We start from the raw sequence: 19,275 nt of genomic DNA on the forward strand, positions 1-19,275 counted from the left end.
GCGGAGGAAGGGGAGTTTTTGTGTTTCTTCGCCTGTTCAAGTATCTCTGGCCTGAGCGCTACCTTCCTGAACCCGAGCAAGAAGACCCCTTCAACGAAGATCCGCCGCCGCGCGTGCCCGGCAAGGTCGGCGTACTGCTGGTGAATCTGGGGACGCCCGACACGCCGACGGCCAAGGACATCCGCAAGTACCTGGGCGAATTCCTGTCCGACCCCCGCGTCATCGAGATCCCGCGCTACCTCTGGAAGCCCATCCTGCACGGCATCGTGCTCGTGCGCCGCCCCAAGCGGCTCGAGCCCCGCTATGGCGGAATCTGGATGAAGGAAGGCTCGCCCCTGATGGTCTACAGCCAGCGGCAGACCGACGGCGTGCGCGCCGCCCTGCAGGCGGCCGGGGTGGATGCCGCAGTCGAGCTGGGCATGCGCTATGGCAATCCCTCCATCCCGCACGCCATCTCCAACCTGCGCAAGCAGGGCTGCGAGCGCATCCTGACCGTGCCGCTGTATCCGCAGTACGCCGCCAGCACCACCGCCACCGTCGTCGACGCGGTTACCCGCTACATGGGCAAGCTGCGCGATCAGCCGGAAATGCGCTTCATCAAGCGGTTTCACGACGACCCCGCCTACCTGGACCCGCTCGCCGCGCGCATCGAGCGGTACTGGAGCGAACACGGCAAGCCGCAGAAGCTGGTCATGAGCTTTCATGGCCTGCCGCGCTACTCCATCGAACTGGGCGACCCGTATTACCGCGACTGCATGGAAACGGCCCGGCTCCTGGCCCAGCGACTTTCGCTGCCCCGCGACCAGATCGAAGTGACCTTCCAGAGCCGGTTCGGCACCGCCCGCTGGCTGGAGCCCTACACCGAACCGACCCTCAAGGCACTAGCCGCATCGGGCGTCACCGAGGTCGATGTGGTGTGCCCGGGATTTGTGGCAGACTGTCTCGAAACCCTGGAAGAAATCAGCCTGGAATGCCGCGACGCCTTTCTCGAGGCCGGTGGCAAGCAGTTCCGTTACATTCCCGCCATCAACGACGATCCGGCCTGGATCGCGGGGTTGTCAGGGCTGGTGGAACGATACTTGCAGGGGTGGATTCCAGACACCACGGACTTGAAGGAGAAGGCGCATGCACCATGATCCCAAGACTGGCGAACCGGTCAAGAAGGGCAAAGTCAGCACTCCCGTCGACGAAGACCGCGTCGAACACGACCTGGACGAGGCCCTGGCCGACACCTTCCCGGCCAGCGACCCCGTCGCGATCCCTTCGGATCCGGACGCGGACGACAAGCGGGTGGACCGCGCACTGAAGGAAAGCTTCCCCGCCAGCGACCCCGTCGCTCCCGCGCAGCCAAGCAAAAAGTAGGAAACCGCGGCCAGGCGCCCGGCCGCGGCGCCGGGTCCTGGGGAATATTTCGCTTACCCGGGCTTGAATTAGGGGTATTGGCCCCCATTCATGTCTCCGAAAGCCATTCTTTTTGGAGGATTCCCCATGACGGCACCCCACGAGCCTGCTGACCAGGCGCCCGAAGTCGGCCAGAACGCCGATGCGGCACCCGCCGCCCAGGACGCCGCGCAGGCCGAGCTGAACGAGTTGCGCGCCCAGCTGGACGCCGCCCAGGCTACCGTCAACGAGCAGCACGACCAGCTTCTGCGTGTGCAAGCTGAAGCCGAGAACGTGCGCCGCCGCGCCCAGGAAGAAGTGTCCAAGGCGCGCAAGTTCGGCATCGAATCGTTCGCCGAAAGCCTGGTTCCGGTCAAGGACAGCCTGGAAGCTGCCCTGGCCCAACCTGATCAGACGGTCGAAACGCTGCGCGAAGGCGTCGAAGTCACCCTAAAGCAGTTGGCCGCCGCATTCGAGCGCAACCTGCTCAAGGAAATCGCACCGGCGCAGGGCGACAAGTTCGATCCGCACCAGCACCAGGCCATTTCGTCCATTCCGCATGAACAGCCCGCCAACACGGTGGTGCAACTGCTGCAGAAGGGCTACGTGATCGCCGACCGCACCCTGCGCCCTGCGCTCGTGGTCGTCTCGGCTGGCCAGGGCTGAACCGCGTATCCGCCATGACCGACGCGCGCTTCGACCCGGCCCAGGTATTCCAGGTGTTCGGCATGCGCCATGTCGATACTGCGGGATTCGACGCGGACGTGGTGCAAGCGCCTGGCGCCGACCTGCGCTGTGTCTTCCTGTGGGGCCAGGATTGCTACAACTGCAACCTGTTCAAGCAGGCGGCGCTGCTGCACCAGGAAACGCTGCTGGGGCTTGGCCTTACGTGGTTCGAAGCCGATGTCTACGCGGATGAACCGCTGGGCCGCCGGTTTTCGTTGCATGGCGTCCCCACTTTTGTGCTGTACCGGTCCGGCAAGCGCCTTGGGCGCATCACCGGCTGGCCCGGATTGCCCCAGTTCACTGCGGCAATCCAGCGCCTGCAGGACCCGGGCCCGGAAATTTCCAGCCCGGCGTCTTGAAAAACCCCACGGGCAGCCCCAGTTACGGGGAGACAAGCAGTTTTCCCCAAATTTTCATAGATTTAATAATCAAGGTAACCCACCATGAGCAAGATTATTGGCATTGACCTGGGAACGACCAACAGCTGCGTGGCTGTCATGGACGGCGGGCAGGTCAAGATCATCGAAAACGCGGAAGGTGCTCGCACCACTCCCTCCATCGTTGCCTACATGGATGACGGCGAGACCCTGGTCGGCGCGCCTGCCAAGCGTCAGGCCGTGACCAACCCGCGCAACACGCTGTACGCAGTGAAGCGCCTGATCGGTCGCAAGTTCGAAGAAAAAGCCGTGCAAAAGGACATCAATCTGATGCCCTACGCCATCGTCAAAGCCGACAACGGCGACGCCTGGGTTGAAGTGCGCGGCAAGAAGATGGCGCCTCCCCAAGTGTCGGCCGACGTGCTGCGCAAGATGAAGAAGACCGCCGAGGACTACCTGGGCGAAGAAGTGACCGAGGCCGTCATCACCGTGCCCGCGTACTTCAACGACAGCCAGCGCCAGGCCACCAAGGACGCCGGCCGCATCGCGGGCCTGGAAGTCAAGCGCATCATCAACGAACCCACCGCTGCGGCGCTGGCGTTCGGCCTGGACAAGACCGAAAAGGGCGACCGCAAGATCGCCGTCTATGACCTGGGCGGCGGCACGTTCGACGTGTCCATCATCGAAATCGCCGATGTGGACGGCGAAAAGCAGTTCGAAGTGCTGTCGACCAACGGCGACACCTTCCTGGGCGGCGAAGACTTCGACCAGCGCATCATCGACTACATCATTGCCGAGTTCAAGAAGGAACAAGGCGTTGACCTGTCCAAGGACGTGCTGGCGCTGCAACGCCTGAAGGAAGCCGCTGAAAAGGCCAAGATCGAACTGTCGTCCGCGCAGCAGACCGAAATCAACCTGCCGTACATCACGGCCGATGCTTCCGGTCCCAAGCACCTGAACCTGAAGATCACGCGCGCCAAGCTGGAAGCGCTGGTCGAAGAACTGATCGAACGCACGATCGAGCCCTGCCGCGTCGCCATCAAGGACGCCGGCGTCAAGGTTTCCGACATCGACGACGTGATCCTGGTCGGCGGCATGACCCGCATGCCCAAGGTCCAGGAAAAGGTGAAGGAATTTTTCGGCAAGGATCCGCGCAAGGACGTGAACCCCGATGAAGCCGTCGCCGCTGGCGCCGCCATCCAGGGCTCCGTGCTGTCGGGCGACCGCAAGGACGTGCTGCTGCTGGACGTCACGCCGCTGTCCCTGGGTATCGAAACCCTGGGTGGCGTCATGACCAAGATGATCCAGAAGAACACCACGATCCCGACCCGGTTCTCGCAGACGTTCTCGACGGCCGACGACAACCAGCCGGCCGTGACGATCAAGGTCTTCCAGGGCGAGCGCGAAATCGCTGCGGGCAACAAGGCCCTGGGCGAGTTCAACCTTGAAGGGATCCCGCCGTCGCCGCGCGGCATGCCGCAGATCGAAGTCACGTTCGACATCGACGCCAACGGCATCCTGCACGTGTCCGCCAAGGACAAGGGCACCGGCAAGGAAAACAAGATCACCATCAAGGCCAACTCGGGTCTGTCGGAAGACGAGATCCAGCGCATGGTCAAGGATGCCGAGGCCAACGCCGAGGAAGATCACCGCGTCGCCGAACTGGCTCAGTCGCGTAACCAGGCCGACGCGCTGGTGCATGCCACCCGCAAGTCGTTGACCGAGTACGGCGACAAGCTTGAAGCTGCCGAGAAGGAAAGCATCGAGGCCGCCATCAAGGACCTGGAAGAAACGCTGAAGGAAGGCGACAAGGCCGCGATCGACGCCAAGGTCGAAGCCCTGTCCACGGCTTCGCAGAAGCTGGGCGAAAAGATGTACGCCGACATGCAGGCGCAGCAAGCCGCCGGCCAGCAGCAAGCGGCCGACAACGCGAAGCCGGTGGACGACAACGTCGTCGACGCCGACTTCAAGGAAGTCAAGCGCGACCAATAATGGCCGGGCACTGACCTGCCTCTGCCGCCCGGTAGCCGGAGAAATCCGCCTACCGGGCGTACTCATTCTGTAGCACTGAAAAGAAGGCTCGGTTTCGAGCCCACGGATCATGGCAAAACGCGACTATTACGAAATCCTGGGCGTGGCAAAAAACGCCTCGGACGACGATCTCAAGAAGGCCTATCGAAAGCTGGCCATGAAATACCATCCGGACCGTAATCCGGACAGCAAAGAAGCCGAAGAGAAGTTCAAGGAAGCCAAGGAAGCCTACGAGGTCCTGGGCGATGACCAAAAACGCGCCGCATACGACCGCTACGGTCATGCAGGCGTCGACCCCAACGCCGCCGGCATGGGCGGCGCGGGCATGGGCGGCGGTTTCGCCGACGCGTTCGGCGACATCTTCGGCGAGATCTTCGGCGGCGCCGGCGGCGGCCGTCGCGGCGGCGGACCCCAGGTCTACCGCGGCGCCGACCTCAAGTACGCGCTGGAAATCACCCTGGAACAAGCGGCAGCCGGTTTCGACACCGAAATCCGCGTCCCCAGCTGGGAAAACTGCGACACCTGCCACGGCTCCGGCGCCAAGCCCGGCACCTCGCCCAAGACCTGCCGCACCTGCGGCGGCTCGGGCGCCGTGCGTATGCAGCAAGGCTTCTTCAGCGTCCAGCAGACCTGCCCCACCTGCCACGGCAACGGCAAGGAAATCACCGACCCCTGCCAGGCCTGCGACGGCGTCGGCCGCATTCGCCGCAACAAGACCCTCCAGGTCAAGATTCCGGCCGGCATCGACGACGGCATGCGCATCCGCTCCAGCGGCAATGGCGAACCCGGCATCAACGGCGGTCCTCCCGGCGACCTGTATGTGGAAATCCACATCAAGCAGCACAAGATCTTCCAGCGCGACGGCGACGACCTGCACTGCGAACTGACCATCCCGTTCACCACGGCGGCACTGGGCGGCGAACTCCAGGTCCCCACGCTGGGCGGCAAGGCCGAGATCTCCATCCCCGAAGGCACGCAATCCGGCAAAACCTTCCGCCTGCGCGGCAAGGGCATCCGCGGCGTGCGCGGCAGCTACCCGGGCGACCTGTACTGCCACGTCGTGGTGGAAACGCCCGTGCGCCTGAGCGAAGACCAAAAGAACATCCTGCGCCAATTCGAGGCTTCGCTGAACGACGGTGGCGATCGCCACTCGCCGCAAAGCAAGTCCTGGACGGACCGCGTCAAGGAATTCTTCAGCTGATCAGTCTTCAGCTGATCGCGCTGCCGCTCAGCGCAAAAAGCCGCGACGAGAGTCGCGGCTTTTTTTCGTTTGGTCGCCAACAATGCTTGGCGCTTCAGGGACAGTGCTGCGGGATCACGCAGAACCGCTAGCCCCTTAGCGGGTGCTCGGCGGGTAGTCGAGTTCGCCGAACGTGTACTCGCCGTTGGCCTTGGCGCGCTCAAGCTGGACGCGCACGTCCTGCTCGGTCAGGTTGGAGGTGCTGGGCTGTGCCGCCGGATAATCCTGCTCGCCAAACGTGTATTGGCCGCTGACCTTGGCTTCCTGCAGCTCGGCCGCCACCTGGGAACGGGACTTGGATTGTTCAACGCCAGCTGCGTGAGCGCCGGCGCCTGCCAGGGCCAGGGAAACAAACAGCGTCGTGGCCAGGATTTTCATGAGTGAGACCTCCAGATTGCTTTAAGTGAAACCGAGTCCGGCGGCCCATCGTCGTGGTCCATCTGATGATCTCGATGGCCAGATGCAGCACGCCAAATCCCGGCATGAACCCGAACGGCATGAAACCACCTTCCAAATTGGCGAGATATCGAAGGGCTTCTAAAAATTACGCATATGCGGGAATACGCAGTCCAGGAAGCCTTTGCCAGCATGCAATGCACAGCCTGCATGCAGGTGCTACACCAAGCGCTCCACTAGGGGCGCAACGCAGCGCTGCCATAAGCTCTCCACCAGCGCGCAACGCACACTTCTGCCCGGGACTCTCCACCATCGCGCAGCGCACAGTTCTGCCCGGAACTCTCCACCATCGCGCATCGCACACTTCTGCCTAGGACTCTCCACCAGCGGGCAACGCACACTTCTGCCCAGGGCTCCCCACCAGCGCGCAGCGCACCCCCGCTGACGCAACGCATCGCGTAAGCGTTGCAAGGCCGCCCGCGCGGCCGACGCAACGCGGGCCCCGCAAGATCCTCCACAGGTGAAAGCTCGTCGCAAAAACGCCAAGAAATCCGCCCGTCCCAGCGTCCGAGGCCGTTCGACACGGCGAGCCTGGTGTGGCCGCGGCACTCGGCGCGCGGGGCGTCGATAAGCCCAACGGAATCCGAAGGAACCGCCAAAGGCGGTGACGAGGATGAGGCAGGGGAAGTCCGGAGCGAAGGTTCCGGACCGCAATCGTGGCCCCGTGCGCCGAGTGCCGTGGCCGCGCCAGGCGCTAAAGAACCCCAATGGCAGCCCAGCAAAATCCCGACGAAAAAAAGAGACCGCGACAATCGCCACGGCCTCTTCGCTACTACCACTGCAACTTCAACTGCGAACTTCAACTGCAAACTGCAACTGCGAACTGCAACTTCAACTGCGAACTGCAACTTCAACTGCAAACTGCAACTGCGAACTGCAACTGCGAACTGCACTTCAACTGCTGACTTCAACTTCAACTGCTGACTTCAACGACTACTGCTACTGCTACTTCAACCGCCGCTGTACACCGAAAATACCGGCCTCAGGCCATGATGCCACCCGAGGCCGGCCGGGCTACAGCAAGCAGCTCACCGGCTGATCGGCGGGTACTCGAGCTCGCCGAACGTGTATTGACCGCTGGCCTTCGCTTGCGCCAGTTCCTGCTGAACGTCGGCACGCGACTTTGCGCTGCCCGACGTTGCGACGACCGGCGGATACTGCAATTCGCCGAACGTGTATTGACCGCTGACCTTGGCTTGCTGCAGCTCGGCTTGCACTTCCTGCGAGCTCAGGCTGGTCTTCTGGGGCAGGGCGGGCGGATAGTCCAGCTCGCCGAACGTGTACTGGCCGCTTGCCTTCGCTGCTTGCAGTTCCGTCGCCACTTGGGCGCTGCTCTTCGCTTGCTCGACGCCGGCGGCTTGTGCGCCGAAACCGGCCAGGGCCAGGGATAGGAAAAGGGTGGTTGCTAGGGTTTTCATGGTGAGACCTCCAATTCGTCGTAAAGAGGGACCGAATCCGGCGGCACTCCGTCGTGGTTCGTTTGCTGTTCCCGATGGACTGAATTGTGCGCGCCTTCCCACCTGGGATAAACCCTTAATCCCTGAAAACATCTTTCCAAATAACCGAGTAATAGATCAGAACGAAAGAATTGACCCCATGAATGGAATGGTCAAGCCCAATCCCAGAATCCTCAAACCGCTACAGCCCACCGACTATGCAAAAAAAACCCCTGCCGAGGCAGGGGCTTTCCCAAACATAGGCTGCATCAGGGTTTCTTGAAATCCCCCGCCAGCGCCGTGCTGAACCCGTCCGGACGCACGTACTTGCGCAGCGCCGCGTTCACCGTCTCCGGCGTCAAGGCGGAAATCTTCTTGTCCATTTCCGCAGACCACGCAAACGTACGGCCGCGCTCCAGGTAATCCAGCCACGTGCTTGCCAACACGTCGTCCTGCGCCCGAGCCAGATTCCGGTAGTTCAGCAGCGCCGTAATGCCCTCCGTGATTTCCTTCTCCGAGAAACCGTCCTTCAGCACTCTTGCCAGTTCCTCGTTGATCGCCTTCTCCAGCCGCTCGCGATTCTGCGGCGCGTATATCGCGTAAATGCTCCAGCTTGCGGTCGGTTCAAACGCCGACACCGACAGCGAGCTGCGCACGTTATACGACAGGCCTTCCGTCTCGCGCACCCGGTTCCACAAGCGCGACGTTTCCGATGCGCCGAACAGGTAATTGGCCAGGTACAGCGCCGGATAGTCCGCGTCCGTATCCTGCACCTTCAACGGCATGCGCGACAGATAGAACGCATTCGCCTTGTCCGGCGTGTCGATATCGAACTGCTTGGCCGGCACGTCGCGGTACGGGTTCGGCACGCGGGTGTAGGCCGGCGCCTTCTTCCATCCGGCCAGTCCCGTGCGCAGGGACTTTTCCACCGCTGCCGGCTCGAAATCGCCCACCGCCGAGAACTCGATATCGCCGGCGCCGTAGAACTTGGCGTGGAACGTTGCCAGCGCCTCGCGGTTCAGGCCGCGCACGCTAGCCAGCGACTCTTCGAACGTCGGCACATAACGCAGATCGTCCGCAGGCCACGGATTGTCGTGGCGCGCCAGTGCGCGTCCGGCCAGCGCCGACGGTTCCGTCATCGCGTTCTGGATCGAGGTTTCAAGTTGGCGTTGATATTCCTCGACCTGCTCTTTCGGGAAGCTGGCGTTGCGGATGATCTCCAGCGCCAGCGCCGTCAACTCAGGCAGATTCTCGCCCTTGGTCGACATCGCCACCTTCAGTGTCGTGCCGCCGCCGGTAAAGCCAAGTTCAGCCTGCAGTTTGTCCAGACGGTCCTGGATATCCTGGCGCGACAGCTTGTCCGTGCCGCGCAGCAGCAGGTCCGCCGCCGCGCTGGAATTGACACGCTGGCCCAGCAGGTCCTTCTCGTTGCCGAACTGGATCAGCATCTGCGCCTGCACGCGGCTGCCGCGCGTCGCCTTGGGCAGCAGGGCCAGCTTCACCGGGCCATTGGGCAGGTCAAGCGTCGTGCGTTGCGTCAGCTTGTCGATGTTGGCCGGCGAGGGATCGAATGCCGACGCCGCCTTGAAGTCCGGATCGCCCTTGTAGTCCTTGAACACGGCGGTGAGGTCCACGCGCTCCGTCTGCGGCGCACGCACCGGCTTCTCGGTTGGGATGTAGCGGCCCTCGATGCGGTTGCTCTGCACCAGATAGGTCGTCGCGGCCTTTTGCACCTCGGCCAGCGTTGCCTTGCGCGCGCGGTCGCGTTGCAGGAAGAACAGGCGCCAGTCGCCCGCGGCGATCGCTTCGGACAGCGCCACGCCCACCTGCTCGGGATCGCTGTACGTCTGTTCCCACGACGTCAGCCACTTGCTGCGCGCGCGGTCCAGTTCCTGCTCCGTGAAGGGCTTCTTGTCGAGCGTCTCCAGCGTGCTCGTCATCGCCTTCATGGCGGCGTCCAGATCCTTGCCCGGCGTCAGTTGCGCGGCGAACATCGCCAGTCCCGGGTCCAGGTTTTCCATCGTGAAACCGAACACGCCCGAGGCCAGCTTGGTCGGCACCAGGGCATGGTACAGGCGGCCCGACGGGGTGTCCGCCAGGATCGTGGTCGCCAGGTCGAACGGCACGAAGTCCGCGCTGCCGCCGGCCGGGATGTGATACATCGCCGCGACCAGCGGTGTGCCGCCGGTGCGGCGCAGCGTCACCGAGCGCTCGCCGTCCTGCGTCGGTTCCACCGTGTATTCCGGCGGCAGCTTGCGGTCGGGCTTGGGCAGCTTGCCCAGCGTGGCTTCGATGTCCGCCAGCGTCGTCTGCGGGTCGAACTTGCCCGCCACGATCAGCACGGCGTTGTCCGGCTGGTAATACTCGTGATAGAAGGCGCGCAGCTGGCCGATATCCACGTTTTCGACGTCCGAACGCGCGCCGATCGTGTTTTTGCCGTAGCTGTGCCACTGGTAGGCGGCAGCCTGCATCTTCTGCATCAGGATGCGGAACGGGTTGTTCTCGCCGCTTTCCATCTCGTTGCGGACCACGGTCATTTCCGAGTCCAGGTCTTCCTTGGCGATCAGCGAATTGACCATCGCATCGGCCTGCCAGCCGAGGTACCACTTCAGCGTCTCGGGGTTGGCCGCGAAGCTCGCGAAGTAATTGGTGCGGTCGCTGGACGTCGAGCCATTGGCCTGCAATCCGCGGCGGGAGAACTCGCCCATCGCGTTGCGGGTGGTCGACGTGCCCTTGAACAGCATGTGCTCCAACAGGTGCGCCATGCCGGTCTGGCCGTAGTTTTCGTTGCGCGAGCCCACCAGGTACGTCATGTTGACCGTGGTGGACGGCTTGGATTCGTCGGGTACCAGGAGCACCCGCAGGCCATTGGCCAAGCGGTATTCGGTGATGCCTTCGATCGAGGCGGCCTCCGTGACGCCGGCCGGCAGGCTGGCGGCTCCGGCCTGAAAGGCCAGGAAGGAGGAAAACAGCAGCACGCCTAGCGGGCGCGGCAGCTTCGACAGGGACAAGCGCATGGCGGACTATTCCTTTGGCATGGCAGAATCCGTTGGAGTGTATACGTTGGCAATGGTTCAGGCGGGCGAAAAGGGCGCCTTCGCCGCCATCGCTGGACTACCATCGCTGGCCGCCATGCTGAGGAAGTTGATATGTCCCTGAACATCGAAGTCGAAACGCCCCGCCTCGTGCTGCGGCAATGGCGCGCGGCGGACCGCAAGCCTTTCGCCGCCCTGAATGCCGACCCGCAGGTGACGCAGTTCCTGTTGCCGATGACGCCCCAGGAAAGCGATGCCCTGGCCGACAGGCTGGCCGCCGGCATTGACGAGCACGGCTGGGGCTTCTGGGCCGTGGAGGCGCAGGGCGTGGCGCCCTTCATCGGCTTCGTCGGCATCAAGCCGCTGGCGCCCACGCTGCCTTTTGCGCCTGGCGTGGAGATCGGCTGGCGTCTCGCGCAACCGTTCTGGGGACGGGGCTACGCCAGCGAAGCGGCTGATGCCGCATTGCGGGTCGGCTTTGAACAGGTGGGCGCGGAAGAAATCGTTGCCTTCACGGCTACGGACAACGTGCGCTCACGCGCCGTGATGGACCGTCTGGGCATGGCCGCCGAACCCGGATGCTTTGACCATCCGGCCGTGCCGGCGGGACACCCGCTGCGTGCGCATGTGCTCTACCGGCTTGGACGTGAAGCATGGCGGCGGCGTCGGGAGGCGGGCGGCGCCAACGACGGCGCCATCTTTGCGGCGGCTTGATGCTCCGCCAAGCCGCGCCAGTGTTGATGTTGCGATGCAGCAGTTCAGCGCTCCCAGGCGATTTGAACCACTTCCCGTCGCGGGTGTAAGCTTTCAAGGACGCATTCACTGTTGCTGACGGGATGCGCGACGGCCGTCTTACCGGCTTCCCGTCCAACGCCAGACGCTGCCTCAGCGCGGCGCCGGTGCTTGTCGTTCGCGCCTTCGCCGCTGGCATCCTGCCGGCGCATTCTACGGAGGAACGACCCATGCTGACCGAAATCGTCACGCGTGCCTTGTCCCAGCTGACTGGCAGCGCCCTTAACGGCGATGGCATCAAAGGACAGTTTCAGTACGCTTATGCCAGTGATGACGGCCAATACGTGGCCATACTTACCCATGACATGACCACCTATGTGGTGGACCTGAGTACGCAGCGGTATTTCGCGGAGTGCGGTGGATCGCCTCGCGGATTTGCCGGCCATGTGCTTGAAATGGAGGGCGCCAGCGCGCGCTCCCATCCGTGGCCCGCCGCGCAAGATTTGTTCGACCTGGACATGGACGCCGACGAATTGTCGTGGCGGCAATGCCCCGGTTTGCGCCACATGAGTACAAGCGCGCATCGATCTGTGGAGAGCCGCGCCGCCTGAGAGTGGCCAGAAGCGGCAACGTTTCACTGAACCGGCGTCATCGCCGGTTTTTTTTCGTCCGCTTGATACCGGCAGGCGGCGCCATCGCTAAAATTCCCGCCATGAAAACGCCCGCCGAATTCCGCGCCCCGCAGGGCGCCACGCTGGTTGACTGCACGCACGAGCGCCACGCCGACCAGATCCTGGCCATCTTCAATGACGCCATTGCGACATCCACTGCGCTGTACGACTACAAGCCGCGGCCGCGCGAAGCGATGGACGGATGGTTCAAGACCAAGCAGCAAGGCGGCTTCCCCGTCGTGGGGCTTGAGAATGCGGACGGCGAGTTGATGGCGTTTGCCAGCTACGGCACGTTCCGCGCGTTTCCCGCCTTCAAGTACTCGGTGGAGCATTCCGTGTACGTGGACGGGCGCTTTCGCGGCCGCGGTCTGGGCGAAGCCATGATGGCCATCCTGATCGAGCGAGCGCGCGCCAATGGCGTGCACGTGCTGGTCGGTGGCATCGACGCCTCGAACCAGGGCAGCATCCGCCTGCATGAAAAGCTGGGGTTTGTACATGCCGGCACGATCCGCCAGGCCGGCTTCAAATTTGGACGGTGGCTCGATCTGGCGTTCTATCAGTTGACGCTGGACACGCCCGACAACCCCGTCGACGGCTGACAGCGCCAACCGCGGCGGCAGCATCGCCGCCGCGACGGCGCAACTTTTACTTCGACAGCACCCGCATCGCCTGCTCCAGGCCTGCAACGGTCACGGGATACATGCGGTCCTGCATGATGTCGCGCATCAGCGCAATGGATTGGCGGTACTGCCAGGACGCCGTGGGCTCGGGATTCAGCCAGACCGACTTGGGCCACGCGTCCAGCAGCCGGCGCATCCATTCGGCGCCCGGTTCCTTGTTGTAGTGCTCGACCGAACCCCCCGGCTGCAGAATTTCGTACGGGCTCATCGTGGCGTCGCCCACGATGATCAGGCGCCAGTCCGGGTTGTACTTGCGCAGCACGTCCCAGGTGTCGAAGCGCTCGTTCTGACGGCGGCGGTTGCTTTGCCACAGGCTTTCGTACGGGCAGTTGTGGAAGTAATAGACCTCAAGGTTGCGGAACTCGCTGCGTGCCGCCGAGAACAGTTCCTCGACCCGGCCGATGTGGTCGTCCATGCTGCCGCCCACGTCCAGCAGCATCAGCACCTTCACCGTGTTGTGGCGTTCCGGGATCATGCGCAGGTCCAGATGCCCTGCGTTGCGCGCCGTGCTGGCGATGGTGTCGTCCAGGTCCAGTTCCAGTTCGGCCCCTTGGCGCGCGAAGCGGCGCAGGCGGCGCAGCGCCACCTTGAAATTGCGCGTGCCCAGTTCGACCTGGTCGTCGTAGTCCTTGAACTGGCGCATGTCCCAGACCTTGACCGCCGTGCGGTTGCCGGCCGATGCGCCGCCCACGCGGATGCCTTCGGGGTGATAGCCGCCGTTGCCGAACGGCGAGGTGCCGCCCGTTCCGATCCACTTGCTGCCGCCGGCGTGGCGTTCCTTCTGCTCGTCCAGGCGCTCCTTGAAGAGCTCCATCAGCTTGTCCCAGCCGTGCTTTTCGATGGCGGCCTTTTCTTCGGGAGACAGGCTTTTCTCGAACTGCTTGATCAGCCAGTCGAGCGGGATGTCCTTGCCCGCGGGCAGCGCAGCTTCGATGCCGCGGTAATACGCGCCGAAGGCCTTGTCGTAGCGGTCGTAGAGGGACTCGTCCTTGACCAGCGTGGCGCGCGCCAGAAAGTAGAACTCGTCCAGCGTGGGCGACATCAGGTCCTGGCGCAGCGCGTCCACCAGCGTCAGGTATTCGTTGACCGAGACGGGCAGCTTGTGCGCCCGGAGGTGATAGAAGAAGTCGATCAGCATGTGCGGGCCGCCCGTGGATGCCGGATCAGCGGCGTTGGCCGCCGCGCGTCATGGCCGCCAGGCGTTCGAGCAGATGCACGTCCTGCTCGTTCTTGAGCAGCGCGCCGGCCATCAGCGGCACGGCAGTGGCCGTGTGGGCGTCGATCTGCGCGGCCGTGACGTCTTCGGCCAGCAAGAGGCGCAGCCAATCCAGGAGTTCGGACGTGGACGGCTTTTTCTTCAGCCCGGGCGCATCGCGCAGCGAGAAGAACGTGTCCAGCGCGGCGCGCAGCACGTCCTGCTTCAAGTCGGGATAGTGGACGGCCACGATGTCGCGCATCGTCTCGCGGTCCGGGAAGCGGATGTAGTGAAAGAAGCAGCGGCGCAGGAACGCGTCAGGCAGGTCCTTTTCATTGTTGGACGTGATGATGACAAGCGGACGGTGGCGCGCGGCGATGGTCTCGCGCGTTTCGTACACATGGAATTCCATGCGGTCCAGCTCGCGCAGAAGATCATTGGGGAACTCGATGTCGGCCTTGTCGATCTCGTCGATCAGCAGCACCACCGGCTCGTGCGACTGGAACGCCTGCCACAGCGTGCCCTGCACGATGTAGTTGCGGATGTCGCGGACTTTTTCGTCACCCAGCTGCGAATCGCGCAGGCGCGACACGGCGTCGTATTCGTACAGACCCTGATGCGCCTTGGTGGTGGACTTGATGTGCCATTGCAGCAGCGGCCGTCCCAGCGCGCGGGCCACTTCCTCGGCCAGCATCGTCTTGCCGGTGCCGGGTTCGCCCTTGATGAGCAGCGGGCGCTGCAAGGTAAGCGCGGCGTTCACGGCGAGCTTGAGATCGTCGGTGGCGACGTAGCTGTCGGTGCCATCGAAGCGGACTGGCTTGGCGGAGGAGGCGGTCTGGGCTGCGGACATGGTCTGATGGCTTCTGTGGTTTGATTGGGATCAACACTAACGCAAGGTATTAATCCTGAGCAATTATCGTACAATCAGGCGGTTTTGCTTTGGGTTCCACCCGCAACGTGTTTGCAGAGGGCCTTTTCGTGTGAGCAGGCCCTAGTCCTTAGCCATACCAAGAAGAGTCATTCCAATGAAGTTGCGAACCTCTCTGAAGTACACGGTTTCCGTGTTGGCCACGATGGCATCCTGTGCGATCGCCGGCCAGGCTGTTGCTGCAGACGCAGCGCCGGTCGGTAATGTCCAGAATGCCCGCGAGAAGGTTTCGATGTGCATCGGTTGCCATGGCATCCCTGGCTACAAGGCATCGTTTCCCGAGCTTTACCACGTTCCGATGATCGCTGGCCAAAACGCCAAGTACATCGAAACCGCCCTCAACGAGTACAAGAAAGGCGCGCGCAGCCATCCCACGATGGACGCCGTTGCCGGCAGCCTGTCCGATCAGGACATTGCCGACTTGGCCGCGTACTACTCGAATCTCAAATAAGGGGGCAAAATCATGAACCGCACCATGCTTGCCCTTGCGGGCGCGACCCTGGCCATCTGGGGCTCTGCCGCCCAGGCGCAGGATCTGGCGGCCGGCAAGGCCGTCTTCGAGAAATTCAATTGCGCGTCGTGCCACGGCGCCGACGCCAAGACGGCGGTGGATCCGGCGTATCCGACGCTGGCCGGGCAGCACGCCGATTACCTGGCGCATGCGCTGAAGGCCTACAAGCGGGGCGCCTCCGGCAGCGCCGCCACGGCCAACGTGCGCAAGAACCCCATCATGGGCGCCTTCGCCACGCAGTTGTCCGACCAGGACATCTCCAACGTGTCGGCGTGGCTGGCCACGCTGCCCAGCGATCTGGGTGTGCGCCGCTAGGACGCAACGCTTTTCGGTCGATGTGAATGAAAAACCCTCGCTGGCGAGGGTTTTTTTCGTTGGGTCAGAGGCTGGCGCGGCGGCGGATCAGGTCGATGTAGGTGTCGCTGTCCAGCGGCGTGCCCAGGCGCTGCGCTTCCCAGACCACCTGGCCCAGGCATTCCATGATTTCGTGCGCGGCGTGATGCGCGTCCGAACGTGCGGTGAGCTGCTGGTAGGCCTGGCGAATGCCCGGCGGATGGTCGATTGACAATTGTTCCGCGATGGCCAGGTGCATGGACAGGTGCAGGAACGGATTCGTGCGGCCTTTTTCCACCGCGTATTCCGCCGTCATGGCGTCCGGGCTTTCGAGGTCCGCGTGATATTCGGGATGCTCGATGATCCAGTCCAGCGCAATCGCCTCCAGCGGGGTCAGGACCTCGTTGGCGCGATGTTTGCGCCAGGTTTCAATAAAGAATTCGCGGACTTGGTCGCGGGAGGGATTGAACATTCGGGAGGGGGCCAAAAGCAGGATGTGGGCGCTTTATTTTACCGCCCCGCGCGGACCGCCGGTTTCGCCCGGCGCTTTGCGATATAGAATGGGTTGCTATCCGCCATCCGGTGTGCGGTTCGCAGGAGGCGGTATAACCCGCGGAATCGGACGCTGTCCGATCCTGGCGCGTGCAAGAAAACCACCCGGAGCAAATGGAGCATTCATGTCCTACCAACATATCAAGGTTCCCGCCGGCGGCCAGAAAATTGCGGTCAACGCCGATTTCTCGCTGAATGTGCCTGACCAGCCCATCATCCCCTTCATCGAAGGCGACGGCACGGGCGCCGACATCACCCCCGTCATGATCAAGGTCGTCGACGCGGCGGTGCAGAAGGCCTACGGCGGCAAGCGCAAGATCCATTGGATGGAAGTCTATGCCGGCGAAAAGGCCACCAAGGTCTACGGTCCTGACGTGTGGCTGCCCGACGAAACCCTGGAAGTCGTCAAAGACTACGTGGTTTCCATCAAGGGCCCGCTGACCACCCCGGTCGGCGGCGGCATCCGGTCGCTGAACGTGGCGCTGCGCCAGCAGCTTGACCTGTACGTCTGCCTGCGTCCCGTGGCGTACTTCAAGGGCGTGCCGTCCCCGGTGCGCGAACCCGAAAAGACCAACATGGTGATCTTCCGCGAGAACTCGGAAGACATCTACGCCGGCATTGAATACATGGCCGAAAGCGAGCAGGCCAAGGAGCTGATCCAGTTCCTGCAGACCAAGCTCGGCGTCAAGAAGATCCGTTTCCCGAACACCTCGTCCATCGGAATCAAGCCGGTGTCGCGCGAAGGCACCGAGCGCCTGGTGCGCAAGGCCGCGCAGTACGTCATCGACAACGACCGCACGTCGCTGACGCTGGTGCACAAGGGCAACATCATGAAGTTCACCGAAGGCGGCTTCCGCGATTGGGGCTATGAGCTCCTGCAGAAGGAATTCGGCGCGCAGCTGATCGACGGCGGCCCGTGGTGCAAGTTCAAGAATCCCAAGACCGGCCGCGAGATCATCGTCAAGGATGTGATCGCCGATGCGTTCCTGCAGCAGATCCTGCTGCGGCCGGCCGAATACGACGTCATCGCCACGCTGAACCTGAACGGCGACTACATCTCCGACGCGCTGGCCGCGCAGGTGGGCGGCATCGGCATCGCGCCGGGCGCCAACATGTCCGACTCCGTGGCCATGTTTGAAGCCACCCACGGCACGGCGCCCAAGTACGCGGGCAAGGACTACGTGAATCCCGGTTCCGAGATCCTGTCGGCGGAAATGATGCTGCGTCACATGGGCTGGACCGAAGCCGCAGATCTCATCATTTCCAGCATGGAAAAGTCGATCCAGTCCAAGAAGGTCACGTACGACTTTGCCCGTCTGCTGGAAGGGGCGACGCAGGTGTCGTGCTCGGGCTTTGGCCAGGTGATGATCGAGAACATGTAAGCCTCGGCCGGGGCTCCTCGCCAGGCTGCCGCTGTGCGCTTGGGGTTCCATCTCGAGTTTGAGCAAAACCCGCCCGCCGTCATGGCGGGCGGGTTTTGTCTAACCACCCGCATCATGCGTATTGCGTGTGCATTGTTCTTTTCAGGTTGATTGTTGTGCCCCGAATGTATGTAAATCTGGTCGCCTGGCTGGTGTTGCTCATGCCCGCCCTGGCGCTGACCAGTCCCGTTGGCGGTCCCGCCGTGCTGTACCTGAGTGCATTGATCGCGCTGACGGCCATTGCCGTCAATGCGGTGAAGCGCTACGAGCCCATGGATTTCCGGGCGCTTTGGCCCATGGCGTTGGCGCTGCTGTCCCCGCTCGTCTGTATGCTGATCACGTCTTCCGTGAAAAGCGTGTGGAGCAATTCCGAACTCGAAAAGCTGCTGCGCTTTGCATTGGCCCTGCCCGTGTTGTGGCTGCTGCTGCGCGCGCCGCAGCGGCTGCTGCGCCATATCGAATGGACCGTATTGGCCGGCGCGCTTGCCGGCTCCATCCTGCTGATCACGATGATGCTTACGGGCGGCCGAGGCGCGGTGGTCGAGGTTGGCGGACGCTATAACGCCGTGGCCTTTGCGAACATGGTGCTGCTGTTCGGGGGAATGACCTTGCTGTCGCTCGGCTGGGGCCCCGGATCGCGCTGGCCGCGACTGGAGACCGGCCTGAAGGTCCTCGCCGCGGCGCTGGCCGTGTGCGCGACCTGGATGTCCGAAACCCGCAGCAGCTGGATGCTGCTGCCCATTCTGGGACTCGTCTTCCTGCTGGGCCTGCGCAACTGGCGGCGGCGCCACAAGGTGTACTGTGCACTGGCCGTGAGCGTGGCGCTGGTCGTCAGCGCGGCGGCCATCTGGACGTTCAGCAGCCGCATGCAGGAGATCACCCACGACGTGCAAGGGTTCGCCACCTCGGCCAACCGTGACACGTCCTTCGGCATCCGGTTGCAACTGTGGCATGCCGCAATCCTGATGTTTGAAAAGAGCCCGGTCGTGGGCATTGGTCCCAGCAAGTTCCGCGACGAGCTGCGTGTGCTGCAAGGGCAGGGCATCGTGACGCAGGAAGTCGTCGACGGTTTCGGCGAGCCGCACAACGACCTGCTGGCGGCGCTGGCGGGGTACGGCGTGCTCGGCCTGCTGAGCATGCTGACGCTGTATCTGCTGCCGGCAGCCATTTTCTTCCGGCGTTTGGCCAGTGATGACCGCGTGATCCGCGTGGGCGCCCAGATGGGCCTTCTTTTCTGCCTGAGCTATTGCGCCTTCAGCCTGACCGAGATGATGTTTCGCAACATGCGCAGCGTGCCCACTTACGCGCTGATCACGGTGACGCTGATTGCGCTGACGACGGCGCGTCCGGTGCTCAGGGTCCCCCCGGCGTCCCAGTCCGTGGCTTGAATTCGCGCTGGCCAGTCCCGCAACCGGCTTCCATAAGAAACGCAAGGCGCGACGCGCCTTGCGTTTTTTTTATCGGACTTGAGCTAGATCAAAGTGACTAGTCAAATCGAATTCAAACGAAGTTTGAAAGGGTATGCTCGACGGCCAAATTACATAAAACGTCACATCCAGCTAGATATTGTT

The 19,275-nt window shown here is 63.1% G+C and carries 19 protein-coding genes; 13 read left to right on the forward strand and 6 right to left on the reverse strand.

From position 1 onward, the window contains the following. Positions 1 to 20 precede the first annotated feature (20 nt). The 6 genes from hemH to dnaJ all read left to right on the forward strand — a co-directional run bounded on the left by hemH (position 21) and on the right by dnaJ (position 5,715). Entirely contained in the window at positions 21 to 1,136 is a 1,116-nt protein-coding gene (gene hemH, locus AB3147_RS05385) for a ferrochelatase (RefSeq protein ID WP_175123164.1), read from the forward strand. Beyond that, positions 1,126 to 1,362 (forward strand): hypothetical protein, encoded by a 237-nt coding sequence (locus AB3147_RS05390; protein ID WP_218344905.1) that lies wholly within the window; start codon positions 1,126 to 1,128, stop codon positions 1,360 to 1,362. The genes hemH and AB3147_RS05390 overlap by 11 nt, the downstream gene beginning before the upstream one ends. A 126-nt stretch (positions 1,363 to 1,488) precedes the next feature. Then, positions 1,489 to 2,046, forward strand: a complete 558-nt coding sequence (grpE, locus tag AB3147_RS05395; protein ID WP_175123162.1) for a nucleotide exchange factor GrpE — start codon at positions 1,489 to 1,491, stop codon at positions 2,044 to 2,046. 14 nt (positions 2,047 to 2,060) lie between these two features. Next, positions 2,061 to 2,465 (forward strand): thioredoxin family protein, encoded by a 405-nt coding sequence (locus AB3147_RS05400; protein ID WP_367351524.1) that lies wholly within the window; start codon positions 2,061 to 2,063, stop codon positions 2,463 to 2,465. Positions 2,466 to 2,549: 84 nt separating this feature from the next. Further along, a complete protein-coding gene (gene dnaK / locus AB3147_RS05405; RefSeq protein WP_175123160.1) occupies positions 2,550 to 4,475 on the forward strand; it encodes a molecular chaperone DnaK in 1,926 nt (641 codons plus the stop codon). A 109-nt stretch (positions 4,476 to 4,584) separates the two neighbouring features. Beyond that, on the forward strand, positions 4,585 to 5,715 hold the full coding sequence (gene dnaJ / locus AB3147_RS05410) for a molecular chaperone DnaJ (RefSeq protein ID WP_367351525.1): 1,131 nt from the start codon (positions 4,585 to 4,587) through the stop codon (positions 5,713 to 5,715). Between the two features lie 135 nt (positions 5,716 to 5,850). Here the strand turns inward: dnaJ and AB3147_RS05415 are convergent, their stop codons facing one another. From AB3147_RS05415 to AB3147_RS05425, 3 genes are all read right to left on the reverse strand, one after another. Continuing rightward, positions 5,851 to 6,132: a DUF4148 domain-containing protein gene (locus AB3147_RS05415; protein WP_313064936.1), complete on the reverse strand. Its 282-nt coding sequence runs from the start codon at positions 6,130 to 6,132 to the stop codon at positions 5,851 to 5,853. Positions 6,133 to 7,238: 1,106 nt separating this feature from the next. Continuing rightward, entirely contained in the window at positions 7,239 to 7,628 is a 390-nt protein-coding gene (locus tag AB3147_RS05420; RefSeq protein WP_279974832.1) for a DUF4148 domain-containing protein, read from the reverse strand. Between the two features lie 287 nt (positions 7,629 to 7,915). Beyond that, on the reverse strand, positions 7,916 to 10,663 hold the full coding sequence (locus tag AB3147_RS05425) for a M16 family metallopeptidase (protein WP_367351526.1): 2,748 nt from the start codon (positions 10,661 to 10,663) through the stop codon (positions 7,916 to 7,918). A 132-nt stretch (positions 10,664 to 10,795) separates the two neighbouring features. On the opposite strand from AB3147_RS05425, the gene AB3147_RS05430 reads away from it, so the two are divergent. The 3 genes from AB3147_RS05430 (at position 10,796) to AB3147_RS05440 (ending at position 12,683) form a co-directional block, all read left to right on the forward strand. Next, on the forward strand, positions 10,796 to 11,395 hold the full coding sequence (locus AB3147_RS05430; protein WP_367351527.1) for a GNAT family N-acetyltransferase: 600 nt from the start codon (positions 10,796 to 10,798) through the stop codon (positions 11,393 to 11,395). 248 nt (positions 11,396 to 11,643) lie between these two features. Next, positions 11,644 to 12,024 (forward strand): hypothetical protein, encoded by a 381-nt coding sequence (locus AB3147_RS05435; RefSeq protein WP_218344900.1) that lies wholly within the window; start codon positions 11,644 to 11,646, stop codon positions 12,022 to 12,024. A gap of 101 nt (positions 12,025 to 12,125) precedes the next feature. Continuing rightward, positions 12,126 to 12,683, forward strand: a complete 558-nt coding sequence (locus AB3147_RS05440; RefSeq protein ID WP_175123153.1) for a GNAT family N-acetyltransferase — start codon at positions 12,126 to 12,128, stop codon at positions 12,681 to 12,683. Positions 12,684 to 12,729: 46 nt separating this feature from the next. Here AB3147_RS05440 and AB3147_RS05445 read toward each other — a convergent pair whose 3' ends face one another. Both AB3147_RS05445 and AB3147_RS05450 read right to left on the reverse strand, forming a co-directional pair. Further along, entirely contained in the window at positions 12,730 to 13,902 is a 1,173-nt protein-coding gene (locus tag AB3147_RS05445; protein WP_175184131.1) for a vWA domain-containing protein, read from the reverse strand. 25 nt (positions 13,903 to 13,927) lie between these two features. Then, the gene (locus AB3147_RS05450) at positions 13,928 to 14,809 is read right to left on the reverse strand and encodes an AAA family ATPase (protein ID WP_175123151.1); all 882 of its coding nucleotides are present in this window, start codon (positions 14,807 to 14,809) and stop codon (positions 13,928 to 13,930) included. A gap of 175 nt (positions 14,810 to 14,984) precedes the next feature. Here AB3147_RS05450 and AB3147_RS05455 point away from each other — a divergent pair, with 175 nt between their 5' ends. Both AB3147_RS05455 and AB3147_RS05460 read left to right on the forward strand, forming a co-directional pair. After that, positions 14,985 to 15,338: a c-type cytochrome gene (locus AB3147_RS05455; protein WP_367351528.1), complete on the forward strand. Its 354-nt coding sequence runs from the start codon at positions 14,985 to 14,987 to the stop codon at positions 15,336 to 15,338. 12 nt (positions 15,339 to 15,350) lie between these two features. Continuing rightward, entirely contained in the window at positions 15,351 to 15,713 is a 363-nt protein-coding gene (locus AB3147_RS05460; RefSeq protein WP_175123150.1) for a c-type cytochrome, read from the forward strand. Positions 15,714 to 15,777: 64 nt separating this feature from the next. On the opposite strand, the gene AB3147_RS05465 is transcribed toward AB3147_RS05460, so the two are convergent. Further along, positions 15,778 to 16,203 carry a DUF1841 family protein gene (locus AB3147_RS05465; RefSeq protein ID WP_056321316.1) on the reverse strand — a complete coding sequence of 142 codons (426 nt, stop codon included), beginning with the start codon at positions 16,201 to 16,203 and terminating at the stop codon, positions 15,778 to 15,780. Between the two features lie 205 nt (positions 16,204 to 16,408). Here AB3147_RS05465 and icd point away from each other — a divergent pair, with 205 nt between their 5' ends. Continuing rightward, entirely contained in the window at positions 16,409 to 17,665 is a 1,257-nt protein-coding gene (icd, locus tag AB3147_RS05470; protein ID WP_056568692.1) for an NADP-dependent isocitrate dehydrogenase, read from the forward strand. A 155-nt stretch (positions 17,666 to 17,820) separates the two neighbouring features. Beyond that, positions 17,821 to 19,092 carry an O-antigen ligase family protein gene (locus AB3147_RS05475; RefSeq protein WP_367351529.1) on the forward strand — a complete coding sequence of 424 codons (1,272 nt, stop codon included), beginning with the start codon at positions 17,821 to 17,823 and terminating at the stop codon, positions 19,090 to 19,092. The last annotated feature ends 183 nt before the right edge of the window (positions 19,093 to 19,275 follow it).

This window comes from Achromobacter animicus, assembly GCF_040775605.1.
Taxonomy (GTDB): domain Bacteria; phylum Pseudomonadota; class Gammaproteobacteria; order Burkholderiales; family Burkholderiaceae_B; genus Achromobacter; species Achromobacter animicus.